Origin of the sequence: Lysinibacillus sp. VIII_CA (assembly GCF_049943995.1) — a bacterium.
In the GTDB taxonomy this organism is placed as follows: domain Bacteria; phylum Bacillota; class Bacilli; order Bacillales_A; family Planococcaceae; genus Lysinibacillus; species Lysinibacillus pinottii.
The window spans coordinates 183,023-206,133 of sequence record NZ_JBNFXM010000006.1 but is presented as its reverse complement, the minus strand read 5'-3'; the positions used below and the strand labels follow the sequence as shown (position 1 = coordinate 206,133).

The 23,111-nt window shown below is 36.9% G+C and carries 16 protein-coding genes and 1 pseudogene; 12 read left to right on the top strand and 5 right to left on the bottom strand.

Annotated features, from left to right (window positions below):
* From qoxC to qoxA, 3 genes are all read right to left on the bottom strand, one after another.
* The gene (gene qoxC / locus ACP3VS_RS11205) at positions 1–597 is read right to left on the bottom strand and encodes a cytochrome aa3 quinol oxidase subunit III (RefSeq protein ID WP_012294499.1); all 597 of its coding nucleotides are present in this window, start codon (positions 595–597) and stop codon (positions 1–3) included.
* A complete protein-coding gene (qoxB, locus tag ACP3VS_RS11200; RefSeq protein ID WP_426388729.1) occupies positions 594–2,543 on the bottom strand; it encodes a cytochrome aa3 quinol oxidase subunit I in 1,950 nt (649 codons plus the stop codon). Before qoxB ends, qoxC begins: the two co-directional genes overlap by 4 nt.
* A gap of 68 nt (positions 2,544–2,611) precedes the next feature.
* Entirely contained in the window at positions 2,612–3,490 is an 879-nt protein-coding gene (qoxA, locus tag ACP3VS_RS11195) for a cytochrome aa3 quinol oxidase subunit II (RefSeq protein WP_036168314.1), read from the bottom strand.
* Positions 3,491–3,840: 350 nt separating this feature from the next.
* On the opposite strand from qoxA, the gene ACP3VS_RS11190 reads away from it, so the two are divergent.
* Both ACP3VS_RS11190 and ACP3VS_RS11185 read left to right on the top strand, forming a co-directional pair.
* Positions 3,841–5,286 (top strand): PLP-dependent aminotransferase family protein, encoded by a 1,446-nt coding sequence (locus tag ACP3VS_RS11190; protein ID WP_012294502.1) that lies wholly within the window; start codon positions 3,841–3,843, stop codon positions 5,284–5,286.
* A 1,414-nt stretch (positions 5,287–6,700) separates the two neighbouring features.
* Positions 6,701–8,230, top strand: coding sequence for a DHA2 family efflux MFS transporter permease subunit (locus ACP3VS_RS11185; RefSeq protein ID WP_426388726.1), 1,530 nt, complete (start codon positions 6,701–6,703; stop codon positions 8,228–8,230).
* 388 nt (positions 8,231–8,618) lie between these two features.
* Here ACP3VS_RS11185 and ACP3VS_RS11180 read toward each other — a convergent pair whose 3' ends face one another.
* The gene (locus ACP3VS_RS11180) at positions 8,619–9,527 is read right to left on the bottom strand and encodes a C40 family peptidase (protein WP_012294505.1); all 909 of its coding nucleotides are present in this window, start codon (positions 9,525–9,527) and stop codon (positions 8,619–8,621) included.
* Between the two features lie 738 nt (positions 9,528–10,265).
* Between ACP3VS_RS11180 and ACP3VS_RS11175 the strand changes: the two genes are divergently transcribed.
* From ACP3VS_RS11175 to ACP3VS_RS11165, 3 genes are all read left to right on the top strand, one after another.
* Entirely contained in the window at positions 10,266–11,225 is a 960-nt protein-coding gene (locus ACP3VS_RS11175; protein ID WP_012294506.1) for a 2-hydroxyacid dehydrogenase, read from the top strand.
* Between the two features lie 65 nt (positions 11,226–11,290).
* Positions 11,291–11,674: a cupin domain-containing protein gene (locus ACP3VS_RS11170; RefSeq protein ID WP_012294507.1), complete on the top strand. Its 384-nt coding sequence runs from the start codon at positions 11,291–11,293 to the stop codon at positions 11,672–11,674.
* A gap of 443 nt (positions 11,675–12,117) precedes the next feature.
* Positions 12,118–13,368 (top strand): MFS transporter, encoded by a 1,251-nt coding sequence (locus ACP3VS_RS11165; RefSeq protein ID WP_012294508.1) that lies wholly within the window; start codon positions 12,118–12,120, stop codon positions 13,366–13,368.
* A 251-nt stretch (positions 13,369–13,619) separates the two neighbouring features.
* Here ACP3VS_RS11165 and ACP3VS_RS11160 read toward each other — a convergent pair whose 3' ends face one another.
* Positions 13,620–15,233 (bottom strand): PucR family transcriptional regulator, encoded by a 1,614-nt coding sequence (locus tag ACP3VS_RS11160; protein ID WP_012294509.1) that lies wholly within the window; start codon positions 15,231–15,233, stop codon positions 13,620–13,622.
* A 155-nt stretch (positions 15,234–15,388) separates the two neighbouring features.
* Here ACP3VS_RS11160 and ACP3VS_RS11155 point away from each other — a divergent pair.
* The 7 genes and pseudogenes from ACP3VS_RS11155 to ACP3VS_RS11125 all read left to right on the top strand — a co-directional run.
* Positions 15,389–15,725: pseudogene (locus ACP3VS_RS11155) on the top strand (L-lactate permease); the annotation flags it as partial.
* A 337-nt stretch (positions 15,726–16,062) separates the two neighbouring features.
* The gene (gene allC / locus ACP3VS_RS11150; RefSeq protein WP_012294511.1) at positions 16,063–17,292 is read left to right on the top strand and encodes an allantoate deiminase; all 1,230 of its coding nucleotides are present in this window, start codon (positions 16,063–16,065) and stop codon (positions 17,290–17,292) included.
* Between the two features lie 27 nt (positions 17,293–17,319).
* On the top strand, positions 17,320–18,123 hold the full coding sequence (gene allE / locus ACP3VS_RS11145) for a (S)-ureidoglycine aminohydrolase (RefSeq protein ID WP_012294512.1): 804 nt from the start codon (positions 17,320–17,322) through the stop codon (positions 18,121–18,123).
* Between the two features lie 132 nt (positions 18,124–18,255).
* Positions 18,256–19,305, top strand: a complete 1,050-nt coding sequence (gene allD / locus ACP3VS_RS11140; RefSeq protein ID WP_012294513.1) for an ureidoglycolate dehydrogenase — start codon at positions 18,256–18,258, stop codon at positions 19,303–19,305.
* A gap of 18 nt (positions 19,306–19,323) precedes the next feature.
* Positions 19,324–21,078, top strand: a complete 1,755-nt coding sequence (locus tag ACP3VS_RS11135; protein ID WP_325881454.1) for an acyl-CoA synthetase FdrA — start codon at positions 19,324–19,326, stop codon at positions 21,076–21,078.
* The gene (locus ACP3VS_RS11130; RefSeq protein ID WP_012294515.1) at positions 21,078–22,343 is read left to right on the top strand and encodes a DUF1116 domain-containing protein; all 1,266 of its coding nucleotides are present in this window, start codon (positions 21,078–21,080) and stop codon (positions 22,341–22,343) included. The genes ACP3VS_RS11135 and ACP3VS_RS11130 overlap by 1 nt, the downstream gene beginning before the upstream one ends.
* A complete protein-coding gene (locus ACP3VS_RS11125) occupies positions 22,340–23,110 on the top strand; it encodes a DUF2877 domain-containing protein (RefSeq protein ID WP_012294516.1) in 771 nt (256 codons plus the stop codon). The genes ACP3VS_RS11130 and ACP3VS_RS11125 overlap by 4 nt, the downstream gene beginning before the upstream one ends.
* Position 23,111 lies beyond the last annotated feature (1 nt).

Here is a 23,111-nt window from a genome sequence, read left to right as displayed (position 1 = left end):
TCACACCATTCCTTTCAAGTAAATGAAGCTGAAGATAAAAATCCAAACCACATCTAAAAAGTGCCAGTATAAGGAGAAGATGAAAGATTTATTGGCTGTTTCAGGCGTTAATCCACGCGTAATTAATTGGTAGACAATAAACATCCCCCAAAACACACCAAATGTGACATGGGCACCATGCGTCCCTAATGTTGTCAAAAGGGTAGCTGTAAAGGCGCTCGTTTGTAAGCCTGCACCAACATGCACATAATGAATAAACTCATAAACCTCAAATCCAATAAATGCTACGCCTAGCAATAGCGTCAACACATAGAACGTAATCATCGCTTTCATATAGCCTTTGCGCATAGCGTGTATGCCTAGACCAATCGTAAAGCTACTAGTGAGAAGAATAAATGTTTCAAATAAAACAGGTGTAATTTCAAAAATATCTGCTCCAGTAGGGCCAGTTCCGGTGCGATCCACTAACACAAAATATGCTGCGAACAGCGTTCCAAAGAGCATGATTTCAGCGCCGATAAAAACCCAAAAGCCTAGTATATTCAATTGATTTTGCTGTGTACTATATTCTAAAGGGAGTGATTGATCGATTTTCATGATTGACTACCTCGCAATTTTGATTCCGTTTCTTTCACTTTTACGACAGGTACATAGTGTCCAGGGTCTTTTTCCAATGAACGATGAGCCATGCAAATAAAAATACCGATAGTTGTAACAATAGTTGGAATCCACATACCAAATACAAATGAGAAGCCCCAAGCAAAGAATATACAGCCTAGAATGAATGGTATCCCACTGTTATTTGGCATATGAATGTTTTCGTATTTTTCTGGGAACAAATCATGCTGGCGATATTTTGCATCCCATAATGCCTCAGTTGAAATGACATGCGGTACTTTTGCAAAATTATAGTACGGCACTGGACTTGGTGTAGCCCATTCTAATGTACGTGCGTCCCATGGGTCTGAGCCAATGTTTCTTGGTGCATAACGAATGCTGTAATAAACGTTGTATACAATTAACATAAAGCCAATCGTAAGACCAATAGCGCCGACAAAGGAAACCATATTCCACATACCAAAACCTGTGGAAGCTGAGTAAGTATACATGCGGCGTGCTTGTCCATCTAAGCCAGAGAAGAACATCGGCATAAAGGCAAGTAAGGTGCTAAGTGCAATAATCCAAGCCGTCACTTTGCCGATTTTTTCATTTAACATAAAGCCAAACATTTTTGGCCAATAGTAATGTAACCCTGCTAGCATGGCAAATACAACACCAGGAATAATGACCATGTGAAAGTGAGCTACTAAAAACATCGTATTATGGTACTGGTAATCAGCTGCAGACATACCTAGCATTACCCCTGTTACGCCACCAATTGTAAAAGTAGGGATAAACAACATGGCATACAGCATCGGCGTTGTAAAGACAATTTTTCCTTTCCACAGGGTGAATAACCAGTTAAAAATCTTCACCCCAGTGGGCACAGCAATCGCCATCGTTGTTATTGAAAAAATACTATTTGTTAAAGCACCTTGCCCCATTGTAAAGAAATGATGGGTCCATACTAAAAACGATAGGAAGGAGATAATCACCATGGAGCCGACCATCGATTTATAGCCATAGAGATTGCGTCCCGAGAAGGTCGAAATAATTTCACTGTAAAGCCCAAAGGCAGGTAATATGAGAATATAAACCTCAGGATGTCCCCAGACCCAAAAGAAATTCGCCCATAGCATATCCATACCACCATTGGATGTTGTGAAGAAATTCGTAGCAAATAGGCGGTCGAATGTTCCCATGACAAGTGCAACCGTTAATACTGGAAAGGCAAACACGATTATAACGTTTGCGACTAATGAAGACCACGTAAACATAGGCATTTTCATTAATGTCATTCCTGGAGCTCGCATTTTGAGAATGGTAACAATCATATTAATACCAGTAATTAATGTACCTAACCCTGAAATTTGTAGAGCAAACAAGTAATAGTTGACCCCTACAGATTGACTAAATTCATTATTAGCAAGAGGGAAATAATTCGTCCAGCCAGCATCAGGTGAACCCCCAATAACAAAGGAAATATTTAATAGCATAGCTCCCATGAAAAATAGCCAAAAGCTTAATGCATTCAAACGTGGGAAGGCCACGTCTCTTGCGCCGATTTGAAGCGGCACAATGTAATTCATAAAGGCCATAATAAACGGCATCGCCATAAAGATAATCATGACTGTTCCATGTGTTGTAAATATTTCATTATAATGCTGGGCATCTAGTAATTTATTATCAGGTACTGCCATTTGCGCTCGCATCATAATAGCATCCGCACCACCACGGAATAGCATAAGAATGGCTGAAATTAAATACATAATACCAATGCGTTTATGATCCACTGTTGTTAACCATTCCCGCCAAAGATAACTCCACTTTTTAAAATAAGTTAATCCTACAATAATCGCTATAACCGTTAGACCAATAGCGACCATAGATGCATAAATAGCTGGGCTTGGATGGGGTATAGCAAAACGTTCAAAGTAATCCATCTGACTAGGTCTCCTTTCGACATAAACCTTATCGTAAACTAGTTTCGTTTGAGAAATTCATCATTAATTTATGGAGTGGCATGATCTTTTACGTGGGAAGAGCCATGCTGATGTCCGCCATTTTCACCCTCAGGCGCTGGTAGAAACGTTAAATGCGTTCCATTGAATGTGGATTGTCCCACATGACCTGGTTGTAGTAACGTATTAAACTTTTCCTCCGTTAATAAATCTGCTGTTTCCTTTACTTCCTTGACCCATTCATCAAATTCATCATGAGTCACCGCTGTAACATTAAACGTATTTTCCGCAAATCCTTTTCCATTAAAGTTTGCATTTCTTCCCATAAACTCTCCAGGCATATCCGCAGCCAAATGCAAGGTATTCACCATATCGGCCATCGCATATTTTTGACCCCCAAGTTGTGGAATCCAGAAGCTAGTAATCGGTCCATACGAATAAAGCTTAAATTCGATTGGACGCTCTGCAGGAATATACAAATAATTTACGGTTTCAATATTTTCTTCTGGGTAACTAAAATGCCATTTCCAGTTAGATGTTGCAGCATAAATGACTAAAGGCTTTTCATCTTTGTATTTTTCCGGCGTAGACTCCACCTTGTAATTACTTTGAACTGAAATAATAGACATGTACGCAACAATTAACACAGGGATACCTACACAAATTATTTCAACCATTGTACTTCCCTTAATATGGGGAGGCTTATAGTCGGGACTTTGCTTGGAAGCGCGAAATTTCATTAACATATAAGCTAATATTACAAAAACGACTAGCACGATAAAGGACATAATCCCTATCGAAAGCATAATATCTTTGGCTTGTACTTGAGCTTGAGGACCTTTTGGGTCTAATACTAAAAGCGGGTCACAGCCCGTTAACATAGTGACAATAGTGAAAAGACCAATTAATCTGAGCCAACTTTTTTTCATAAACAAACCCCTTTAACTGATTCTTTGAAGTGCTATCGGTTACTATAGGCTTGTATGGATTTTGATTCACAATTGATTTTTATGATAGTGGTCCATATTTTGAAAGACAAGGTGTTTTGCAAGATTACACAGAACGTTCTAAAACAACAAAAATAATTTTAGTATAATATTATCGAGAGGAATAAGCGTCAGGTAAGGGTTCTCGTAGAATTCTAGGGGTTATAATTAAAAGTGGATGGTGAAAGTAATAAGGAAGTGGATGGTTATTAATCATTAACATTCTATTATGATTGACTTTTTAGCTTTTCAGACAAAGCTAGAAATAAGAGGCAATATAGAGGTGAAAAACTATGAATTGGAAACCAGATCGACATGCAAAAAAAGCTATCTATAAACAACTCGCAGAATATATGGAAAAAGGGATTGCTGATGGAACATTTCCGCCCGATAAACCATTACCATCAGAGCGATATTTAGCGAATACTTTACAAGTAAACAGAAGTACAGTTGTTAGTGCCTATGACGAATTAGAAGCAATGGGACTCATTGAACGCAATAGAGGAAGCGGTACGACCATTAGCAAAGATATTTGGGGAATCACACGAAAGCGAATTCCGAGCTGGAATCGATATATTGAGGCAGGCTCCTTTTTACCGAATCTACCAGTTACGCAAAAAATAAGAAAAGAGGCAGTGGATCATAAACTCATCAATTTAGCAACTGGAGAATTATCGGAGGATCTTTTTCCTAAAAGCGCATTAAGAGAGATTACGGCAACACGCTCTTTCATTGGTAGTCTAGGATATGATCATCCTCAAGGAAGTGAGATTTTACGAACGACCCTAGCAAACCATATAAAAACTAGCAGAGGAATTGATACAAATCCTTCTTCCATCCTCATTACGTCTGGAGCTCAACAAGCATTACATTTAATTGTCCAATGCTTGTTAAAGCCTGGAGATGCTGTCGCGATTGAAGATCCTTCGTATAACTTTAATTTACCTATTTTTAAATCGGCTGGATTAAAAATCCATTATCTTCCTGTTCATAAGGATGGCATTAATCCCGATGATTTGCAAGCCCTTTATAAAAAACATCGAATTAAAATGATATTTTTAAACCCAGATTTTCATAATCCAACTGGATCTTCGTTAAATATAAAGAAACGAGAGGCTATTCTAGACATATCGTCCAAGCTCGGGATTCCGGTAGTAGAAGACGATCCCTATAGCTTAACAGCCTTTTCAGGTGAGAAAAGACCAACTTTAAAATCATTAGATACAAACGGAAATGTATTATACATTAGCTCCTTGTCCAAAATCGTAGCTTCAGGTTTACGAATCGGCTGGATTATTGGTCCTACATCCGTTATTGAAAGACTATCCGATGCCAAGCAACAAATTGACTTTGGCCATTCCAGCTTCACACAATGGATAGCGAATGATTTTTTACAGTCCTCCAATTTTAACCTGCATATCGAGCATTTAGTGAAGGAATTGGAAAGACGCCGAGATACTATTGTCCAAAGTCTCCATACGTACTTAAAGGATGAGGTGACATTTTACGCGCCACAGGGTGGCATTCATATTTGGTGCCAAGTAATGATGGAAGATTATAATGAAACCCAATTACTAGAAGAATCCATTCAACGTGGGGTCATCTATGTGCCTGGCTCTACTATGGGATCACAAAAGGGATTTGTCCGTTTTACGTACGCCAGAGAGGATACCGAGTCAATAGACGAAGGAATCAAAAGGTTTGCAGAAGCACTGCATTGTCTAAATGGAAAAAGATGAATTTTTGTCAATTATAGACAAGTGGATGGTTAAATTAACAATGATGTGGATGGTTAAAAAAGTAGGGAAAGTATTTATGATAGAAACATGGATAACCAACATCCATCAAAGCTATCAACAATCATGGACGTGTGGAACGATTCACAATTATTCGCACAAGTAATGAAATCTGTAAATAGGGAAGGTGATAGAGGAACCTTGACTGCAATGCCGAGGACATTAGGGATGAGGTAGATCACTAATGCTAGTAGGTTTTGCGCTTCACAAAGGTTTAGGGAAAAATGCTAGAAAGACACTTTTAATAAAGAGGTTATAACATTCACAACACCTATCGTTAATGTTGTCTGAAAGCTTTACCTGTTCGAACAGTCTCATTTTTAGCTTTAGCTGCTGATGAAAAAAATCAAGGCAGTCACTACTTATTATATTTTTATGCCCACGAGAATATAGAAGGGATATAGGCACCCCTTATATATTCAATTAAATCTAGTTAAAAACATCACTTAGCCACCTAGCTCCGCAATACCATCAGCGCGCTAGGTGGCTACTTTTATAGAAAGATTGAGAAAATACCTAGTTTCATTCTTGTTTACTCGCTAAGGGGAATGATGGTGGAAGTACAGGTAGGTGTGAAATAACATTAGAACACATATTTACAAGGGGAGATGTGGAATTTTTTACGAAGGTTTTTCAAGATGCAGGGGGGTCATTATAGGATGACTGGAACACGGGTGGTTTCTTGTGCAAGGTCTATTAACAGCCACTCAATTGACATAAAATATCAAATGGTGCACAGATTGAAAGCTCTGGGCTAATTGATACATAGGGAAACTATTTTTATTGCACAAGATGCTTCTGTTTATAAACAGAAGCATTTTTTGATTTTATCAAACGTCGGGGTGATGCAGATGAAATTTTAGTCCTTTGACAACGCCTGTACTGTTGTGTAATGCGTTAGCCCAATATGGTGGCACCATTATTAGTGTTTCGCATGACCGCCGATATTTAAAGGAAGTTGTATCAACCATTTATGAATTAACGAATGATGGCTTAATCAAGAAATCAACAATAAAAAAAGTCAATTCTCTGTAAGAAAAGAATCGACTTTTTACAAAAAAATATATGTACAACACATTGAAATCAACAATGGTTTATGGTAAATTTATAGAGATAGACATTGTATAATTAACGTACCACGCACTTTCCCTATTTTAATTATACAATATACTCTATTCTTTCGTCAACAGTTTTATTATTTATTTTTAAAGGAGTGGTTGCTATGAAATCAGCAAAGGCACTACAACAGATGGGAGGAAAACCTACTCAGCTCATTGACGAAGAAGTCGAGACCTAAAAAGATAATCGAAATTCTCAAGAAAATGAAAAAGATAAAAGAAAGTAGGATTGATATTATATGTCGGAGAATACCATGTCTGCCCAGACAAAAACGCCATACGGCATGATTGCCATTTTATTTATTGGGGCATTTGTAGCGATTTTGAATGAAACGTTATTAAACATTGCCCTCCCAGCCATTATGACGGAATTTGACGTAAAAGCCACTGCCGTACAATGGCTTTCAACGGGCTATATGTTGATTAACGGTATTTTAATACCTGCGAGTGCGTTCTTTATTCAACGCTTTACGGATAAAAAGCTATTTATTACCGCCATGGCCTTATTTACGCTAGGTACGTTCCTAGCGAGTATTGCACCAGCATTTGGTGTATTATTAGCAGCCCGTATGATACAAGCTGCAGGCACAGCCATAATGATGCCTTTACTAATGAATGTTATGCTTACTGCATTTCCAGTTGAAAAAAGAGGGGCAGCGATGGGGATGTTTGGTCTCGTGATGATTACTGCTCCCGCAATAGGACCTACACTTTCCGGCTGGATCATTGAACATTATAGCTGGAGAATGTTATTCGATCTTGTTCTGCCAATTGCCATTTTGACATTAATTTTTGCAGCGTTTAAATTGAAGGATGTGACACCACAACGTGCCATTAAGCTTGATGTGATATCACTCATTTTATCAAGTATCGGATTCGGCGGCCTGCTGTATGGTTTTAGTTCAGCAGGGGAAAAAGGTTGGGACGACATACTTGTCTATGGAACAATCATCATCGGGACGATTGCTTTAATTACCTTTGTCCTTCGTCAACTTCGAATGGATGAACCAATGCTTGAGTTTCGTATTTTCAAATATCCTATGTTCGCCTTATCATCGGCAATTTCCATCGTCATTGCGGTGGCCATGTTCTCTGCAATGATTTTAATGCCTATTTATGTGCAAACAATTCGTGGCATTTCACCAATGGATTCAGGTTTATTAATGCTACCAGGTGCAATTGTAATGGGAATCATGTCTCCAATTACCGGGAAGCTCTTTGATAAATATGGCGCAAGAAGTTTAGCCGTATTTGGTTTAATCATCACCATTGTCACATCCTATTACTTTAGTAAAATAAGTATGGATACGGCTTATTCGACACTTGTTCTTCTGTATACATTACGGATGTTTGGGATGTCAATGGTCATGATGCCAGTTATGACTAATGGGCTGAATCAGCTACCAGCGTATAATAATCCACACGGAACAGCAATGAACAATACACTTCAGCAAGTATCCGGTGCTATTGGGTCTGCTGTATTGATTACAGTCATGAACAATAAAACAACTGCCAAAGCAGAAGAAATAGCTGCTAGCGCTATGAATAATATGAGTGCCAATGCACAGACATCTACACAGGGTGCCGCTGAGCTAAAACAACAAATCATGAATGAAGCCATGCTTCATGGTATTAATTATACCTTCTTTATTTCAACATTGATTGCGGTAATCGCACTCATTCTTGCATTCTTTATTAAGAGAGTTCAACCAAATCATGAAAATATGATGACTCATGAGGATGCTGAACAACAAGTAGACGTGAAATAAGTAGTCAAAAACGGGTGTTGCTAATGATAAGCAGCACCCGTTTTTTAGTGAAAATAAACCTCGGCATCAGCTACAACTATACAGTGGTTATCTACTGGCTTTGTGCGATAGGAGCTGCTGTTGTATTACCCTTTTTACAACACAAACGAAAAGCCTATTTGTAGAAACACTCAATGCTACGGCTGAAATGGTTCTCTATCTTAGTCCAGTGATACCTATTATTTCATGACCATCTAGGCGATTATCGCCTTTATTTTAACGCGATTGGTTCCCTCTAAAAAAATGGTGCAACAAAACGGTTAAAAATGCTTTGGGTTGAGGGGCGAGCGGAGAAGGGGAGCTTGACATAAAAAAATGGCGTTTCATCCATGTGAAACACCATTTCATATTATTGAGTTAATCGTTGGATAAAAGCATCTAAATGTTCGATTGTCACATAATCGTTAACACCAAATAAATTATCACCTTTACCTACCGTAATTTTATTGGATGCAAGGATGGATACATAGCTGTTAGCCCAATGAGCTCCAGGAACATCTAGAAAGTTTTCTGTTGCTCCTTGTTGTTTTAAGTGGAATGCTTCTACTAAAACTTTTGATAGTTGACCGCGTGTAATAGGTGAACCTGGATTGAATTTCCCGTTTTCATCACCAGTAAAGACACCGATTTTTTTTAGGGCTTCAGCAGCACCTGCATATTTAGACCCTGGCTTTACATCAGGAAAACTTGAATTTGTTTGACTAGTATCTAATTGTAGTTTTTTAGCTATTTTAAGAGCGACTTCTCCACGTGATGAATAAATAGTAAAGTCTATTTCAGCATCTTTTACCTCTCCATAATCCGAGAAGCTTGCAACACGTTTTGCCCCCACGTAACGAGATCCCCAATAATAAGGGTCATTGATTTTATCCATTTTAACCCCTGAACTTGTCGTAGCCGAAATAAAATTGCTGTCACCTATGTAAATGCCAACGTGTGAAACACCGCTTCCCGAAGTATTAAAAAATACAAGATCGCCAGTCTTTAAATTATCTTTTGCGATAGAAGTACCTTGTTGATATTGAGCATTCGATGTACGTTCTAATGAAATACCTACCTTAGAAAATACTAATTGTGTATAGGCTGAACAATCAATACCTGTCTTAATATCTGTGCCCCCATATTTATAAGGAGTGCCAATATATGCTTTAGCTGTATTTGTTATATCTGTATATGTAGCTGCTTGCGCATCGTGAATACCTATTCCTGTAAAGAACATAAAAGACGCAAAAATCGGTAGTAATATTTTTTTCTTCAATTAATCCTTACCCCTTTCAAAAAGCAATCGCTTTTGAACTAAAGTAAGAATATCATGAAACGCTTAAGAGTTATTTTTCAATCATATTACTGATTAACACTTTCCTATGATTCTGACATATTATTTTTAATCATGTAATGTATCTGCAATAATTATGGTCAATTTTACTAAAAATATATGAATTAATTGGATATTTAGGGATAAAAGAGATATTAATTATATTTATGCTAAATTCCATAATCAATATCTCTTACTAGCAAAATATAAATAGTGGAGATTTAATAATGAATCTTCGTTATAAAAATAGAAAGGAGGGAATTATGGTCAATTGACTTGAATAAATGAAATCTTCATCTAGGTAAGACACTATCAGCTAAAGAATATTCAATCAGAGGCAAGTTTCCGATTTAGATAAAGCGTATTTCTAGTTATTTTACATAGTAGCTTTAGTCAAAAACATGTAATGTCGTTTCTGTTTTTGTTTAAAGTGAACAATGTTATTTAAATGCTCCTATCCTACAATTAAATTAAGCAATTAACATAATAAAAAATAAAAAAGGAAGTGATTGAAAACGAAAATACCTGATTTTTTTGTGCAATATGTGCAAAAAATCTCAACCACCTCTTGCTGTGAAATAACAGTCTTGAAGAGATGCGAATGTCTCTTCTAGAAACCTATGGTAACTAGTTAATCAACAGACGTATTAGTAAAAAAATAATAGGAAGGAATTGATTGAAATGTTAGTCAAATTATTAGAACCATTAAATGTTTCAGATTCGATCATTGAAAAATTAGCGGAGCCAATCAAACAGGCCGGACACGAATTTGTTTATTACAACAAGAAAACAACAGATAGTGCAGAATTAGCAAAACGTAGTGAAGGTGCAGATGTGATTATGATTGCTAATAATCCTTATCCTACAGAAGTGATTGATCAAAATGCCAATTTAAAATTAATAAATGTAGCCTTTACAGGTGTTGATCATGTAGGTATCGGGCAAGCGAGAAATCAAGATGTTATGGTATGTAATGCAGCTGGATATGCGAATCAAGCAGTTGCTGAATTAACAATTGGTTTAGTATTAGATGTGTACCGCCGTATCTCTCAGGGTAATAAAGAAATCCATGCCGATCATTTCCCAGGAGCATTCCAAGGTAGTGAAATTAAAGGGAAAACAGTTGGTTTGATTGGTACAGGAAAGATTGGCATGATGACTGCTCGTTTGTTTAAAGCATTTGGCGCAAAAATAGTAGCTTCAGACCAATCTAGAAGAAATCCAGAAGCTGAAGCTTTGGGTATCGAGTACATGGAATTAGATGAGTTATTAGCACAATCAGATATTGTGTCATTACATATACCACTACTTTCAAGTACAAAAGGATTAATCTCTAAAGAAAAATTAGAATTAATGAAAGAATCAGCTATTCTAATCAACTGTGCACGAGGTCCAATTGTTGATAATGATGCATTAGCCGATGCTTTAAATGAAGGGCGAATTGCAGGAGCGGGGATTGACGTATTTGATATGGAACCGCCAATTCCTGGAGACTATAAACTATTACAAGCCAAAAATGTTATTTTAACACCCCATGTAGGCTTCCTTACAAATGAGGCAATGGAACTGCGTGCTAAAATTGCATTTGATAACACCATGGCTTTTTTAGAGGGAAAACCTCAAAATATTATTCGCAGATAATCAATTTCTAATAAACGCTAAATGACGTGGGTATAGTTTGAAATTCGAAACAAGGAGAAAATACTATGACATTAAAACAATTAGCAAGAGAAGATTTAAAAAATCGTATTTTCCATTGGCCTGATATTCAAGAGTTTAGAGAAGAAGAAGCGACAAAACATATTTTTTATGAAACACCTAATACTGTTGGAGCTATATGGTGTATGCGTCCAGGACAAACTTTGCCACTTCACTCACACGAGAAAGCGGATGATATATGGGTTGTTATTGAAGGGACAGCTGATTATTATCCAGAATGTGGTGAAATGGTTCAAATTAAAGCTGGTGATGTTGTCGTTTCACGTGCAGGAGAAAAGCACGGAATGACTAATAATTCTAGTAGAGATTTCGTCATGTTAGGGTTCGCAGGTCCCACACCAATAGGCTTTATTGCGCATAAACATCATTAAATTAACGATCACGTCTGTTGATTAACTAGTTTTCATAGTAAAAAGATTCCTCCTTGATGATCCATTATCTACAAGGTGGAATCTTTTCTGCGATCACAAAGGATTGTCACATGAGAAAAATTCCATTTTACAAAATAGGATTTGAGCAAAGATGTTTGCACGAGGATGGCGATCAGTCCGATTACCTATAGGGTAGTCGGGCTTATTTTTGTTTATTCGAGCCGAGAAAAGTTTGTAGATACAAAAGCACTGAGTAGGAATCGGTAAATAAGAATGCCATAAGTCATGCATTTATAAACAATTCAAACATTGGCTTTTGTCTAAAATGTGCAATGCTGGTTCTGTTTTTGTTAAAAGTGAACAATGTTATTTACGTACTCATCACCTAAAATTAAATTAAGCACTACATAAGTAAAAAAAAAGAAAAATGGGAGTGTCATATTATGGGACAAACAGTTAAGAATGACCCGAATTATTACAAAAAAATCATTTTTACTCTGTGTTTAGGTTGGGTAGCTATTTGGATTTATCGTACAATACTTACACCAATATATCCACAAATTCAAGAATCGCTTGGTAATATTAGCGATACTCAAGTAGGACTTATTGCTTCTATTTATTTCTTTGCCTATACGGGTATGCAAATTCCATCAGGAATACTCGTTGATAAATTTGGACAAAAACGAGTATTGATCCCTGCGTTTATCATATTTGCATTAGCAGCATTCGTCATTGGATCAAGCACGACAATCACTCAAGTTTATGTAGGCGCCTTAATGGCAGGTCTTTCGACTGGCTCATACTATGGTGCGGCCTTCTCTTTATCCGCTAAATATATGCCAAAAGATAAGAAAAGCTTTTCTAATGCGATCATCAACAGTGGTTCGGCATTAGGGATGGTTATTGGTCTAGTAGGCTCATCTGTGTTAGTAGGTGGCCTTGAAATCCAATGGAATTACATGCTTTATATGATAGCAGTCTTAATAGTAGCTGTAACATTTGTGTTTATCTTATTTGTTAAACAAGACAAAAAAGCTACAAACGAAACATCCGAAGATAAAATAACAGCACAAGCCACAGTATCTCAAGGCGTAGAATTATTCTCGATAAAAAAATTAGTTATTTACTTCGTCTATTTTGCAACATGTTATGGTTATTACATGATAGTGACATGGTTACCATCATTCCTTGTCGGAGAAAAAGGATTTGAACAAGGTTCAGTAGGATATGTAGCTGCTTTAGTTGCAGTCACAGCAGTACCTGGTGCATTGATATTTTCTAAGTATATTGATAAAAATGCACATATGCGTCAGAAATTAATAATCTTCTTGTTAATTGGGGCAGCCGTAACTATTAGTTTAACCGTATTTGCACCTAACCCTTCTGTCCTCTATGCAGCATTAATTTTATACGGTTTATTAGGTAAACTTGCCATTGATCCAGTTTTAATCACATATGTAACGGATTCAGTACCTTCCAACAGCATGGCCAAAGCACTAGGTATCTTTAACTTCTTTGGAATGACTTCATCAGTTATTGCGCCAACTCTTACAGGTTATATTGGTGATATCACTGGTTCAAAAGTATTAGCATTCTATATTGCAGCAATACTTCTTGCAGCAGCAGCGATTTTATTCTTCCTGGTCGTGATGTTGAAAGAGAAGAAAGCAACCCATCCCCTAACTAATGAATAAAGTAAAGCTACCTATTAGCGGAGATTTAATACATCTCCCGCTGATAGGTAGTTTTGTTATTGCTGCCTAAAAGCGACGATGCTCGTGGAACCGTTGTGAAAGCAGCTTCATTTAAATGTGGATTCAATCGAATAAGCGTGTCGGTTTATTGATAATAGCTTGAGTAGGAGCTGCTACATTGAATGGTAAAATAGGTAAAAAGAATCCCGCTAAAAAGCATTCATAACAGCTTTTTAGCGGGATTTTTAAGTTTAAAAATTTACTTTCTCTGAGGCAAATAATGCTAATCGTAGATCCAATGAAATATCAGGCGATTCGATAGACTGACCTAAAATCTCTTCACATTTTTTAATACGATATTTTACTGTATTCCGATGAATAAATATATCTTCAGAGGTCTTTGTCAGATCACAATGATTCGCCAAATAGATTTTCAATGTATGCTTTAGTTCTTTTTCTTTCGTCGATTTTGGATAGGCTAATGAACCTAGTGTATACGTGATAAACGGTTTTAATTTATTGGCTGGAATGAGTTGTAACAATTCTTCTACACTTTTAGATTTATAGAGTTCAATAAATTCCACTTTACTACTTTCAGACTTATGATCAAAAGCTTCATTCGCTTCAAAATAAGAGAGTGGTAACTGTGAGAATTCAGTCACTTCATTACCAATACCGAATGACAGTGTACTATTAAAAAGTTTATGATACTCTTTTTGGATATATTTGCAGTAATCTAAATAATATTGATGTTTAGTTTGTAATAGGATCGTAAATCGATGATTACCTGGAGACCTATAAACACTGATAGAAGGATCAATGTCAGTAAATTTATGTGTTAGCCACTCAAAAGTCATTTGATAACGTTCATTCAAATAGATATTATTTTCCACATCCCTTTCTTGATCAATCGCACAAACGATTACTTGATAGAAATTGGATGGGTGAATATGGTGCTTTTTTAAAAACTCAGGGTGCTGTTTGACTGAAATAAGATTATCAGGATGCTCAGACATCAATGTTTCGAAAAATCGGTTGACATCTTGTTGTTCCGCTTCTTTGATTTTACTGTTTTTATAAATGGCGAGACTGAGTGTATTGACGGCTTGTTCTATGGCAAGCAAACTAAATGGATAGGTGAGCGTATTAACATTTGAAACCATCAAATAATACGGGAAATATTTAAATGCTGGAACTTCAAATATAATATGCTCCTCTTGGAAAGATGCTTTATTATTAGGTGAAATTTGCTTGGAATTAACACATCTTTTGAAGTAACTAAGATTTTTTTGAATTTGCTCTGATTGTTCTTGGAAGTGATGGCTCATCGTTTTAATTTGATGAAAAGGATTTAAGAGCATCACAGGGACTCTAAGAAGTCTGCTCATTCGTTCAATCATCATTTCCAAGCTCAAACCTCTCATCAGCATGGTATTTAATTCTTGTTGGATATCTAATGCAAAATATAACTTTTCAGTTTCTTCATCCAAGATATAGGATGATATATGATGTGTAATGGATCCGAGATTCCAACTATCAGGGATTCTAATAATGGGGAATTTTAACTTGTTTGCAAATTCTATTACTTCATCATCAATTTTTTCTAAAAAACGCGATAATTTAACGCCTATGCCAGCAACTTGTATATCATTTAATTCTAGAATGAGATCCTTTAATCCGGATTGGTCGTGTTGATAACACATACCCGTAGTGACGATAAATGAATGAGGTGCTGTGAAATTTTTAATATCTGGTGTTTCCGTAATATCGACCATTTCTACTTCTCTATCTAAATCTCCCTCATCATTTAATAATGTTAAATCAGAAAATTGTTGGACAGACATGATTTCTTTTAATGTTGTCATAAGGATCATCTCCTTTATATTTGTTAGAAAAAGACCAAAATAATAAGAAATATATTTGTAAAACGCTACAAGGATAACCTATCACTCTGATTGTATACTATTTTTGAAGGTTAATATACGTATAATTCTTTATTTCGAAATAGTAAAGGCGGAATCTTACAATCGTACTTGTAATGACTTTTGCCAATCTTTCTGACTTCTCTGGGCTTAGCACTTCTCTAGGACCCGACCTGCCAAAACGGATGAATTCTTCCCATTTGTTAGTCCAGTATTTGGATGGATGGGTGTCTTTCTAACGGAATCGGTTGTAAATAATCATGCACTATTCGAAAGCTTACAGGCAGCTACTGGGAAGCAGATTGGCATCTCGCGTTTATGCTAATAGCAGCTAACACTGCTGGGGGAAGCAAAGCAAAAGTGATTTCTCCACAATCTATCCCGATTGCAGCAGCAGCCGTTAATCAAACCGGGGATGAGTCAGAAACCTTTCAATAGCCAATACGATATAACTGGCTTGCTCCTATTTGTAAGGTTCATGATTTATCCTTTAATCATTTTAATAGGGACTATACCACATAGATTTACTATGTGGTTTTTGTTTTTTAGTAAGGATAGAATGGATGATTTACTCCACTCATACCCCGTCTTAAAGCCTTTCCATAATCGATAGCAAAAAGCGTTCTTTTTTACTCCGACAGCTACTTGCTCCTTATCCATATCTATTTGTCTAAAGTGCATAAAAAGACTATCCATTATTGTTCATTGTGTCAATGAATGGTTATGGGGGAGGACCTATAATAAAAGTGTAGAAGGAAGGAGTGAAAGAGGTATGGATATTCAATCAACTTTTGAAATGTTAGATAAGAAATTTACAGGTTTTGGTGGCTTAGAACAAGGTGGAATTACACGCCTTTTATATTCTCAAGAATGGAATGATGCAGTTCGTGAACTGGAAAAAACATTCAAAGAAGAAGGATTAGAAGCAAGCTTTGACGATATCGGGAACTTAACTGGGCGTCTGGTTGGCAGTAAATATCCGGAAGAAACCATTTTAACAGGATCACATATCGACACAGTAGTTGAAGGCGGTCATCTAGATGGCCAATTCGGTATCTTAGCTGCACTAGTGGCTGTGAAATATTTAAAAGCTAAACACGGCCAACCACTACGCTCATTAGAAGTATTATCTCTTGCAGAAGAAGAAGGCAGTCGATTCCCTTACACATTCTGGGGTAGCAAAAACTTCTTTAACTTAGCTAAAAAATCGGATGTTGACACAATTGCAGATGCTGAGGGCATTAAGTTCGAAGACGCGATGCGTAAATCAGGCTTTGATTATCGTAAAACTACTGACGTTCGTAATGACATCAAAGCATTTGTTGAAATTCATATTGAACAAGGCAAAGTGCTAGAGACAGAAAACAAAACAATCGGTGTTGTTAATGGCATCGTTGGTCAAAAACGCTTCACGATCAATTTAAAAGGTGAAGCAAACCACGCTGGTACTACGCCAATGTCATTACGTCGCGATACAGTTGTTGCCTATAGTGAAATTGTCTCAAATTTAACAAAACGTGCTAGAGAAATTGGGGAACCACTTGTATTAACGTTTGGTCATATCACACTTGTACCAAACACAGTAAATGTAGTTCCTGGTGAAATTACGTTCTCAGTAGACTGTCGTCATATTGATCAGCAAATATTAAATGATTTTGCAGTAGAAATCGAAGACAAAATTAAATTAGTCGCTGAAGCAAATAGCATGACTTATGACATTAATTTATGGATGGATGAAGCACCAACATTGATGGACAAAAAAATTGTTCAAATCATTGAACAAGCAGCAAAGAACAATGTAGGGAATCAATATAAAGTGATGCCATCTGGTGCAGGACATGACTCACAAATCTTTGCACAATATGTTCCAACGGCAATGTTATTTGTACCTTCTATTGGTGGAATTAGTCACAACATTAGTGAAGAAACGAAGATAGAAGACCTTGTTAAAGGTATTGAAGTATTAAGTGATGTACTTTATGAACTAGCATACAAAGAATAAAAATAATGAAAAAGGAGCCAGATACTTATGGGTTACTTAAATCAAGTTCAAGGATACAGAGAAGGTTTATTAGAAACACGTTCTGTCATTAAAAAAGACAATTATGCGGTAATCACACCAGATGGCCTAGTTAATAATGTTGTACCTGGCTTCAAAGATTGTGACGTCACAATTTTAGGGTCCCCGCGTTTAGGTGCAAGATTTGTAGATTACTTAGTAACAGTAAAAAACCAAGGTGGAAACAAAGCGGGCTTCGCTGGTGATGGTATTCAATCTTTTGTATACGTTGTTTATGGCAAAATCAATGCTTTTGCAGATGGTAAAAAATACGAATTAACTGAAGGTGGGTATTTATATGTGCCTCCACACTTACAGTTAACTTTTGAAAATAATAATAACGGTGAAGATAGCCGTTTATTCTTATACAAAAAACGTTATCAACCTCTTAAAGGACAACCTCTTAAAGGGTTTACGCCAGAAGTCGTTACAGGTAATGTGCACGACATCGAACAAGAGGCATATGAAGGTATGAAAGAAGTATTAATTCAAGACTTATTACCAAAAGAAATTGGCTATGATATGAACATTCATATTCTTTCATTCAAACCAGGTGCTTCACATGGTTACATTGAAACACACGTTCAAGAACACGGCGCTTATGTTTTAAGCGGGCGAGGCATGTACAACTTAGACAATGAATGGATGCCGGTTGATAAAGGTGATTATATCTTTATGGGCGCTTATGTACCACAAGCAACCTATGCAATTGGTTTAGATGAACCATTCTCATACATTTATTCTAAAGATGCAAATAGAGATATTGATTTATAAAAAGGGAGTCTATTATCTCCGATAGTGAACCAAAGATAAATTAGGCATCTTAGTTACAAAAAAATTTCTAAAATAAAATTCTGATTATTCAGAATGCGAAACAAAATATTAATTAAATGAGGAGTAAACAAGATGCGTGTATCTAAAGAAGAACTATTTAATTTAATGAAGCAAAAGTTTATAAAAGCTGGATTAAATGAAGGAGCGGCACATGATGTTGCAGACGTATTAACATACGCTGATCATAGAGGTATTCATTCACATGGTGCTGTACGTGTTGAATACTATTCTGAACGAATTGCAAAAGGCGGGATTACAAACAATCCCAACTACACATTTGAACAAACAGGACCAGCATCTGCGATCTTTAATGGGGATAATGGTCCAGGTCACCAAATAGCAAAACAAGCGATGGAAAAAGCGATTGAAATGGCTAAAAAATCAGGTGTTGCCGTTGTTGGTATGAAAAATATCTCACATAGTGGTGCTTTAGGTTACTTTGTTGAAATGGCAGCAGAACAAGATATGGTTGCTCTAAGTATGTGTCAATCAGATCCAATGGTCGTACCGTTTGGCGGAACTGAACCTTATTTTGGGACAAACCCGATTGCTTATAGTGCACCATCTGCTGATGACCGCATCATTACATTTGATATGGCGACTACTGTCCAAGCATGGGGCAAAATCTTAGATGCAAGAAGTAAAAATGCATCGATTCCAGACACATGGGCTGTGGATGCTACTGGTGCACCTACAACGAATGCAAGAGATGTTCATGCACTCCTACCAATTGCAGGTCCAAAAGGATACGGCTTGATGATGATGGTAGATATTTTATCAGGTAGTCTTCTAGGAGTCCCACATGGTATCCATGTATCTTCTATGTATCAAGACTTAACTAAAGGACGCGATTTAGGTCAAATTCATATCGTCATTAACCCTGCCTATTTCACAGATTTGGATGCTTTCAAGCTACAAATTACAACTATGCTCAATGAATTAAAAGCACAGCCTGCGGCAGAGGGCTATGGAGAAATTTATTATCCAGGTGAACGCGGTATATTAAGAAGTAAGGAATATGATAAGGAAGGTATTGAAATCGTAGACGACATTTACAACTATCTTGTGTCAGACGACGTTCATTACGATCGTTATCATGGAAAAAATAGATTTGCAGAATAATAAAATTGGAGGTTCATCATGTTATACACAATTATAAAAGAAAACACTTATAAAGACTCCATCGTGTTAATGCTTTTATCCAACAAGTTGTCTGCAATTGATGGTGTAAACAAAGTATCGATCATGATGGGAACACCAGCGAATAAGGACATTTTTAAATCTTCTGGCTTAGGCACGGATGAATTAGAAAAAGCAAAGCCAAATGATATCGTCATCGTTGTAGATACAGAGCAGGAAGAAAAAGTAGACGAAGTGAAAGAAGAAGTAGAAATCGCTTTAAAAGGTGATTCAGATTCACAAAATACGTCTAAAGGTCAAGAAGCTCATAACTGGAAACGTGCAATGGAGCTTGCGAACAATCCAAATTTAGCGTTAATTTCAATTCCTGGTCAATATGCCGCAATGGAAGCGGAAAACGCATTGAACGAAGGTTTACATGTGTTCATGTTTAGTGACAATGTTTCGAAAGAAGACGAAGTGAAACTAAAACAAAAAGCGCATGAAAAAGGGTTATTAGTGATGGGTCCAGACTGTGGTACTGCCCTTATTCACGGTGTCCCCATTGCTTTTACAAATAACGTCAACGAAGGCGATATCGGTATTGTTGGGGCATCAGGAACAGGGATTCAAGAAGTCACTACAATTATTGACCGTTATGGTAAAGGTGTTACAAATGCTCTTGGAACAGGTGGACGTGATTTATCGACGGAGGTTGGTGCTATCACGATGTTAGATAGCATCAAAGCGTTAAATCAAGATCCAAAAGTAAAAGTTATTACAGTGATCTCCAAACCACCTGCAGAGGAAGTACAACGCAAAGTATTAAACTTATTAAGAAATATTAATAAACCAGTGGTTACGCTATTTTTAGGTGACAAACCTTCCTATCAAGAAGAGAACATCTATCATGCTTATACACTTGAAGAAGCAGCAGTTGTAGCTGTCCAATTATCAAATGGTGATAAACCGAATTTTGAACCGACAACAGCTGATGTTAACGTTGTATTAAAAGAATCACAAGTTGGTATTAAAGGTTATTATTCAGGTGGTACATTAGCATCTGAAGCGGCTATGCTAGTGAGAGATGCTTTTAAAGATACAATGACTGAAGAGAAAAGCGAAAGCTATGTTTTAAAAACAAACACTCATGAAATCATTGATTTAGGTGATGATGTTTATACAAAAGGTAAACCACATCCGATGATTGACCCTGAAAAACGTATCGAAATGCTTGAAAAATCTATGAATGACCCTGATACTGCAGTCATTATGATTGATAACGTAATCGGTAACGGTGGTCATGAAGATATGGCTAGTGAGCTAGCACCAACCATCAAACGTATTTTGGATAATGCACGTCAAGAAGGTCGTCAGCTTGCAGTGCTTGCAACGGTTGTAGGTACAGCACAGGATATTCAAGGTTACGATAAACAAATTGCCATTTTAAAAGAGAGTGGTGCAATTATTTGTAAAACCAATGATCAAATGGTCCGCACAGCTATCCAACTTGTAGGTGGTAAAGTGGAACAACCAATTACTGATGTACAAAAATTTGACTATACAGAAGAAAGCTTAGTAGTGGATGAGAAAATCATGTCCTTCATCAATATGAAACCTAGCGTTATCAATATTGGGCTAAAAAGCTTTACGGAAGCTGTTCAAAACAGTGGCTCAGAGTGTGTTCAATTTAACTGGCGCCCAATTGCTGGTGGCGATGAGAAGTTAATGAAAGTACTTCAATTCTTAAACTATTATGAAGGAGGCACAATCTAATGGGATACAAAACAATAAATGAAGCGAACGAAGCCGTTATCCAAAAGATCATAGCAGCAGCACCATTTTTAACGGATGTTGTACCTGCTAAATCTGTGATTCCTGAATTAGAAGAGTACGTGTTATTACATGCTGGACCTCCAATTAAATATGAAAACATGACAGACCCAATGCAAGGTTCCTGTGTTGGCGCCATCCTTTTTGAAGGATGGGCAGAAGACGAAAAGAATGCACGTGAATTACTTGAAAACGATAAAATCAAATTCATTCCATGTCATCATGTGAATGCGGTTGGACCAATGGGTGGTATTACTTCACCTAACATGCCAGTCCTTGTTGTTATTAACAAGGAGAGTGGTAACGAAGCGTATTGTCAAATGAACGAAGGGATTGGCGCAGTATTACGTTTCGGCGCTTATAATGAGCAAGTCATCAATCGTTTACACTGGATGAAAGATGTATTAGGTCCCGTATTAAGTAAAGCCTTAAAAAGAATTGATGGAGGCTTGAACGTCAACGTATTGATTGCTAAAGCTATTGCTATGGGAGATGAGTTCCACCAGCGAAATATTGCAGCTTCACTTGCATTTTTAAAAGAACTATCTCCAGTAATTGCTTCATTAGATGACGTTGAAAAAGATCAACGTACAGAAGTAATCCAATTCTTAGCTGACACAGACCAATTTTTCTTAAATATTGCTATGGCGACTGGAAAAGCGATGATGGATGCAGCACGGACAATCGAACACGGTACAGTTGTTACCGCAATGTGCCGAAACGGTGAAAACTTTGGTATTCGTATTGCCGGTATGGGAGACGAATGGTTTACTGGTCCTGTTAATACCCCGCAAGGATTATATTTCACTGGCTACTCAGCAGAAGATGCCAACACAGATATCGGTGATTCAGCGATTACAGAAACAATTGGTGTCGGAGGTATGGCGATGATTGCAGCACCTGCCGTAACACGCTTTGTTGGTTCGGGTGGATTTAATGATGCGCTTGAAACAAGTAATCAAATGACTGAAATCTGTATTAGCGAAAATCCAAACTTTGTCATCCCAACTTGGGACTTTAAAGGCGCATGTTTAGGTATTGATGCACGGAAAGTTGTTGAAACAGGGATCACACCAGTTATCAACACTGGTATTGCCCATAAAATTGCGGGGTACGGACAAATTGGTGCCGGTACAGTACATCCGCCAATCGAATGTTTTGAGAAAGCTATCACAGCATATGCTGAAAAGCTAGGATTTAAAGGATGATTTTACAAGCAAGTGCGGTTGGTTCAATCGCACTTCAATTATTGAATGAAGGAAAAACCTTTACCGTGCACAGTATGTTTGAAAAAGGTTTAAATATGGTTGATCAAGATGGAGAATTGATATTTGTTGGTACCGATGAAAATGGGACATTTCCGTTCGGGATCTTGCTTGATCCTCAAACGAGACAAACAGTAAAAACCAATATTAAGGTAGGCGATACATTAATATTTCGGAATAATCGTCTTTTTCATAACCGCTTCGAAATGGTGTTTAATATAAAAATACTACCGTTATATATGGATTTTGAACATGCAAATATAAATAAATTGAAAGAAAATTTTAAATACATTTCATTTACATCCTATGAATCATCAGATTTTGAACGAGCACGTGTATTATCCTTAATTAATCAATTACAAGATCCAACCCAAAATCTTGACGAGACATTCCGTTACTTTATTGGGCGTGGACAAGGTTTAACACCAACTGGTGATGATATACTAGTCGGCATATTGTACGGACATTTTATTAAAAATTTTATCGAACCTAAACATCTAGAAACACTAAAAGCTCTAATCAAGGAACCTTTAACAACCATTGTCAGTAAGCGTTTCTTAACCTGTGCTATAGACGGTGTATTTAGTTCGAAGATTACAGCATTGCAACATGATCCATCTTTAGAAAGCATGAACAGGCTTATAAAAGTAGGATCATCATCTGGAATGGATACGTTATATGGCATTTACTTGTCATTAACTAAGGAGTGAA

Excerpts from the sequence above, each read along its gene's own strand:
- qoxC (WP_012294499.1), bottom strand. The coding sequence starts at position 597 with ATGAAAATCGATCAATCACTCCCTTTAGAATATAGTACACAGCAAAAT.
- qoxB (WP_426388729.1), bottom strand. The coding sequence starts at position 2,543 with ATGGATTACTTTGAACGTTTTGCTATACCCCATCCAAGCCCAGCTATT.
- qoxA (WP_036168314.1), bottom strand. The coding sequence starts at position 3,490 with ATGAAAAAAAGTTGGCTCAGATTAATTGGTCTTTTCACTATTGTCACT.
- ACP3VS_RS11190 (WP_012294502.1), top strand. The coding sequence starts at position 3,841 with ATGAATTGGAAACCAGATCGACATGCAAAAAAAGCTATCTATAAACAA.
- ACP3VS_RS11185 (WP_426388726.1), top strand. The coding sequence starts at position 6,701 with ATGTCGGAGAATACCATGTCTGCCCAGACAAAAACGCCATACGGCATG.
- ACP3VS_RS11175 (WP_012294506.1), top strand. The coding sequence starts at position 10,266 with ATGTTAGTCAAATTATTAGAACCATTAAATGTTTCAGATTCGATCATT.
- ACP3VS_RS11170 (WP_012294507.1), top strand. The coding sequence starts at position 11,291 with ATGACATTAAAACAATTAGCAAGAGAAGATTTAAAAAATCGTATTTTC.
- ACP3VS_RS11165 (WP_012294508.1), top strand. The coding sequence starts at position 12,118 with ATGGGACAAACAGTTAAGAATGACCCGAATTATTACAAAAAAATCATT.
- ACP3VS_RS11160 (WP_012294509.1), bottom strand. The coding sequence starts at position 15,233 with ATGACAACATTAAAAGAAATCATGTCTGTCCAACAATTTTCTGATTTA.
- allC (WP_012294511.1), top strand. The coding sequence starts at position 16,063 with ATGGATATTCAATCAACTTTTGAAATGTTAGATAAGAAATTTACAGGT.
- allE (WP_012294512.1), top strand. The coding sequence starts at position 17,320 with ATGGGTTACTTAAATCAAGTTCAAGGATACAGAGAAGGTTTATTAGAA.
- allD (WP_012294513.1), top strand. The coding sequence starts at position 18,256 with ATGCGTGTATCTAAAGAAGAACTATTTAATTTAATGAAGCAAAAGTTT.
- ACP3VS_RS11135 (WP_325881454.1), top strand. The coding sequence starts at position 19,324 with ATGTTATACACAATTATAAAAGAAAACACTTATAAAGACTCCATCGTG.
- ACP3VS_RS11130 (WP_012294515.1), top strand. The coding sequence starts at position 21,078 with ATGGGATACAAAACAATAAATGAAGCGAACGAAGCCGTTATCCAAAAG.
- ACP3VS_RS11125 (WP_012294516.1), top strand. The coding sequence starts at position 22,340 with ATGATTTTACAAGCAAGTGCGGTTGGTTCAATCGCACTTCAATTATTG.